4 protein-coding genes are annotated in these 4,605 nt (G+C 73.9%); 3 read left to right on the top strand and 1 reads right to left on the bottom strand.

The genetic code is table 11. The features are described from left to right. Positions 1–112 precede the first annotated feature (112 nt). The gene (gene hutH, locus ACFWXO_RS33380; RefSeq protein WP_380528644.1) at positions 113–1,777 is read right to left on the bottom strand and encodes a histidine ammonia-lyase; all 1,665 of its coding nucleotides are present in this window, start codon (positions 1,775–1,777) and stop codon (positions 113–115) included. Between the two features lie 400 nt (positions 1,778–2,177). Here hutH and ACFWXO_RS33375 point away from each other — a divergent pair, with 400 nt between their 5' ends. The 3 genes from ACFWXO_RS33375 to ACFWXO_RS33365 all read left to right on the top strand — a co-directional run bounded on the left by ACFWXO_RS33375 (position 2,178) and on the right by ACFWXO_RS33365 (position 4,515). Then, the gene (locus ACFWXO_RS33375) at positions 2,178–2,741 is read left to right on the top strand and encodes a papain-like cysteine protease family protein (RefSeq protein WP_380528642.1); all 564 of its coding nucleotides are present in this window, start codon (positions 2,178–2,180) and stop codon (positions 2,739–2,741) included. Positions 2,742–2,752: 11 nt separating this feature from the next. Next, positions 2,753–3,622, top strand: coding sequence for a hypothetical protein (locus ACFWXO_RS33370; RefSeq protein ID WP_380528640.1), 870 nt, complete (start codon positions 2,753–2,755; stop codon positions 3,620–3,622). Positions 3,623–3,846: 224 nt separating this feature from the next. Next, the gene (locus ACFWXO_RS33365) at positions 3,847–4,515 is read left to right on the top strand and encodes a heme oxygenase (biliverdin-producing) (protein ID WP_380528639.1); all 669 of its coding nucleotides are present in this window, start codon (positions 3,847–3,849) and stop codon (positions 4,513–4,515) included. The last annotated feature ends 90 nt before the right edge of the window (positions 4,516–4,605 follow it).

The raw sequence follows: 4,605 nt of genomic DNA, 5'->3' as shown, positions 1-4,605 counted from the left end.
CGGCGCGCCCCCCCCCGCCCCGGCCGCCGGCCGGGGGCGCATACCCCCCCCCGCCCCCCGCGCCCCCCGCCGGGGGCGCGCCCCCCCCCCCCCCCCCCCCCGCGGCCGGTCCTCAGGCCCCGGCCGCCGCCTCCCGCAGCCGTCCCGCGCCGATCAGTTCCGCCACCAGGGCGATGTCCCGCTCCATCCCGCGGTCCCGGTCCAGCACCGGCGACACGGCGCGCACCACCGCGTGCACGACCGCGGTCGGACCGCTGAGCCGCTCGGGGCCGCGCAGGTCGGCGGCCTGGCAGAGCGCCAGCAGGTGGATCGCGGCCACCTCGCGCACCAGCTCGACGACCGTCCGGGCGTCCCGGGCGGCGATGGTGCCCATGCTGACCTTGTCCTGGTTGTGGGCCTCGGTGGAGCGGGAGAACGAGGTCGCGGGCATGGTCAGCTTGAGCGCCTCGGCGACCAGCGAGGAGGCCGCCAGCTGCAGGGACTTGAAGCCGTGGTGCAGGCCCGCCTCCCAACTGTCGTCCGGGAAGCGCGGGATGAGGTTGGCGGTGAGTCCGTTGTTGTACTTCTCGTCCACCACCAGCTGCAACTGCCGTTCCAGCAGGTCGCCCACGCTGGCGACGGCGGTCTTGAGCGAGTCCATCGCCTGGCCGATGTGCCCGCCGTAGAAGTTGCCGCCGTTGACGACCACGCCCGCGTCGGCGTCGAACAGCGGGTTGTCGTTGGAGGAGTTGATCTCCACGTGGGTCCAGTCGGCGGCGAACGCGAGGGTGTCCCGCAGCACGCCGTTGACGTGCGGGGCGCAGCGGATCGAGTACCGGTCCTGGACGGCCTCGGCGAGCCGCCGGTAGCCCGTCCCGTCGGGCATCGGGTCGGCCGGGCCGCCCTCCTGGTCGCCCTCGTACGGGCCGTCGCCGAGCCGGCCGAGCAGCCGCCGCACCGTCCGGGCGGAGTCGGCGGTGCCCGGGTGCGGCTTGTGGTCGAAGACGAACGGGTCGAAGTGGCGCGGGTTGCCGTTCAGGACCTGGGAGGCGAGCGCCGTGCACAGGTCGGCGGCGAAGGCCAGTTCGGTCGCGTCGCGCAGGGCCAGGACGGCGAAGCCGGCCATGAAGGAGGTGCCGTTGACCAGCGCCAGCCCCTCCTTGGAGGCCAGCACCACCGGCTCCAGGCCCTCCTCGGCGAGGGCCTCGGCGGCGGGCCTGGCCTCGCCCCGGTGCAGCACCGTCCCGTGGCCGGTGAGCATCGCCCCGAGGTAGCTGAGCGGGACGAGGTCGCCGCTGGCGCCCACCGAGCCGCGCTCCGGCACCACCGGCAGGATGTCCTGCTCCAGGCAGTCCAGCAGGAGTTGGACGACCTCCGGGCGGATGCCGGAGCTGCCGCGCGCCAGGCAGTTCGCCCGGGCGATCACCGTCGCCCGCACCACCTCGGGTGAAGCCGCCGGTCCCAGGCCGCAGTTGAAGCCGCGGATCAGGTTGGCCTGGAGCGCCTCGACCTTGCGCGGCGAGATCTGCCGGGTGTTGCTGTCGCCGAAGCCGGAGGTGACGCCGTACACCCGCTGCCCGGAGTCGACGATCGCGTTCTTGAGGTCCACCGACCGCTTCATCCGGTGCACCGCGCCGTCCGACAGCGCCACCCGCCACGCCTTCGGGCGACGGGCGGCCGCGGCGGTCTCCTTGACGGTGAGCGAGCGGCCGTCGAGCAGCAGGTCCGCTCTGGGGGCACGGGACGTGGCCGGACGGTCCTGGACCCACTGCGAACGCTGCGTGCTGTCGGACGACAACTCAACTCTCCTGTCTGCGGGCGACCCGGGGCACCCGCCACGGCCGAGGGGGCGGAACGGGGTGGGCCGGGGGTGGAACGGGGGTCCGAGGGCGGGTCCGCGCGCGGCTGCGGCCGACCGGAACCTCGACTCCCCCCTGTTGACCTCCTATCACCCTACGTCACCACGATCGGCCCGCCGCACCACGACGTGTCCCCTTCCGGGGGGAGCCGCCGCCGCTCACACGGTGCGCAGATGGATCCGCCGAGGGGCCGGGCAGCCGCCGCACCGACTTCCGGTGCCGCGACGGACACCCGTCCGCAACACTCCTTCGCATACACTCCGTAATTGCACCGTTCCGTGCTGTCATGGCTCTGCAAATCCCCCACACCCATCGCGCCCCGCGCGGGAAGGCAGACCCATGGGCAGACCCAGATTCACGACCGCGGCGACGACCGTCCTCCTGACGGCTTCGGCACTGCTCGCCACCGCGGGCGGCCAGGCCCACGCCGAGGCCGGCCAGGACACCATCACCATGCTCAAGCAGGAGAAGTCCCAGTGGTGCTGGGTCGCCTCCGGCCTGACCATCGCCAAATTCCATGGCTACGGCACCACCCAGGCCGACTTCTGCACCCGGGCCCAGCCCTACTACGGCTGCAACAACCAACCGGCCACGCTCGACGACATGGCCAAGGGCTGGAAGAGCCTCGGCATGACCAACCTCGGCACGGGCCTGAACAGCGCGGCCACCTTCAACCAGGTCTACACCGACGTCAAGGCGGCCCGGCCGGTCGCCGCCCGGATCGGCTGGACCTCCGGCGGCGGCCACATGAACGTGGTCTACGGCTTCGACACCTCGAAGAACACCGTCGCGGTCGCCGACCCGTGGCCGGACACCGCCACCTACACCTGGTGGAACTACGCCGACTACGTCAGCAACAGCTCGTTCAAATGGACCCATTCCCGGATCGGCATCTCCAGGTGAGGCGGACGGCCATGCACAGCACCACGACACCCGCCGGGCCGGCGAGCACCCGCCGCATCCGCCTGGCCGCCCTGCTGGCGGCCGGCGCCTGCGCGCTGCTGCCGCTCGCCGGGCCCGTCCACGCGGCCCCGGCCAAGGACCCGCTCCCGGCGGACATCCCGGACTACACGGCCGCCCTGGAACTGGTGAAGTCCGCCGACGTCCGCGACGCCGTCTGCCGCTTCCTCAGTGCCCCACTGCCCCAGAAGGACGCGCCCCCGGCGGCACAGACGATCCCGGACCAGGCCGAGCCGTGCGCGGGCCTGCCGGCCTTCACCGTCGACAACCCGCTGGCCCTGAACGAGCTCACCCCCGGGTTCGTCGCCGGGACGGCCCTGCCGCTCGCCTCCCAGGCGATCCGGCTGAGCTACCTGGTCTCCGCCCTGAACACCACGGTCAACGGGCGCAACGCCACCGTCCTGCTCGCCCCCACCGAGGGCGGGGGCTGGCACCTGGCCGGCGTGCGCGACGGCAACAGCGACGCCGCGTACGCCGGAAGGGCCACGCCCGGGACGCTGGTCTTCAGCGAGCCGCAGATCCGCGGCTGGTACCAACTGCGGCTCAGCACGGTGGAGCCGCTCAACGACCAGGCGCGGCAGGGGCTGGACGGCCGGCCCTCGGCCTCGCTGAGCGAGTACCAGAAGCTGGTCAAGGCCCGCTACGCCGACAAGCTGCCCGGCTCGGAGTACGCCGCCGCCGGGATGTCCAGCGGCTACGGCACGGCGGCGCGGACGGCGGCGGCCCCGTCCGTCGCGCCCGTCGTGATCGGCGGCGCGGCCGCGGCCCTGGCGCTGGCGGGCGGCGTCCTCGCCTTCCGCCGCCGTCGCAGCGGCACTCGCTGACCTGCGCGCTCCTCGCCCCGCTGGTCCGCCCCCTCCGGGGCCGGACCGGCGGGGCGTCGGCATGTCGGCCGGGGGCGCGGGCCGCATCCGTCCTGCCCCTGCCGTTTCCGGGGCGGCTGGGCTACCTTTACCGACAGAGTGTCGGGAAGTCGTGAACTTAGGTTAGGCTAACCAAAACTCGCGGGGTCCTTCCGCCCCGGCCGCATCCGATCCCTGGAGGCCGCATGCCCACGCCCGAGCCCGTCCCCTTCTCCACCGTGCTCCGCACCGCCAGCAGCGAGGAGCACGAGGCCGCGGAGCACTCCTCGTTCATGAGCCGCCTGCTGGGCGGGCAGCTCGGGATCGACGCCTACGCCGAGCTCACCGGCCAGCTCTGGTTCGTCTACCGGGCGCTGGAGGAGCGGGCCGAGCAGCTCGCGGAACACCCGCTGGCGGGCCCGTTCATCGACCCGGCGCTGCTGCGCACCGCCGCCATCGAGCGCGACCTGGCCCACCTGCGCGGGCCCGACTGGCACACCGGACTCGCACCGCTGCCCGCCACCGCCGCGTACGTGGCGCGGATCGAGGAGCTGGCCGCCGAGTGGCCGGCCGGCTACCTCGCCCACCACTACACCCGGTACCTGGGCGACCTGTCGGGCGGCCAGATCATCCGGGGCCTGGCCGAGAAGGCCTGGGGCTTCGAGCGCAAGGGCGACGGCGTGCGGTTCTACGTCTTCGAGGACGTCACCAACCCGGCTGCCTTCAAGCGCGACTACCGGTCCAAGCTGGACGCGGCGGGCGCCGCGATGGACGAGGTGGAGCGGCGCCGGGTGGTCGAGGAGTGCAAGCGGGCCTTCGTGCTCAACGGGGCCGTCTTCCACGACCTCGACGGCCGCTACCCGTTGAGCGCCTGACCGTCCGGAGCTGCGTCCGGAACCGGGGGCCCCCGGGCGCGCCCGCCCCGGGCGGGCGGGGGCCCGGCCCGGAGGCACCGGGGCCCGGCG

Origin of the sequence: Kitasatospora sp. NPDC059088 (assembly GCF_042738155.1) — a bacterium.
In the GTDB taxonomy this organism is placed as follows: Bacteria; Actinomycetota; Actinomycetes; order Streptomycetales; family Streptomycetaceae; genus Kitasatospora.
Note: the sequence above shows the minus strand (reverse complement) of the source record. Positions and strands in the feature narration are given on the sequence as shown.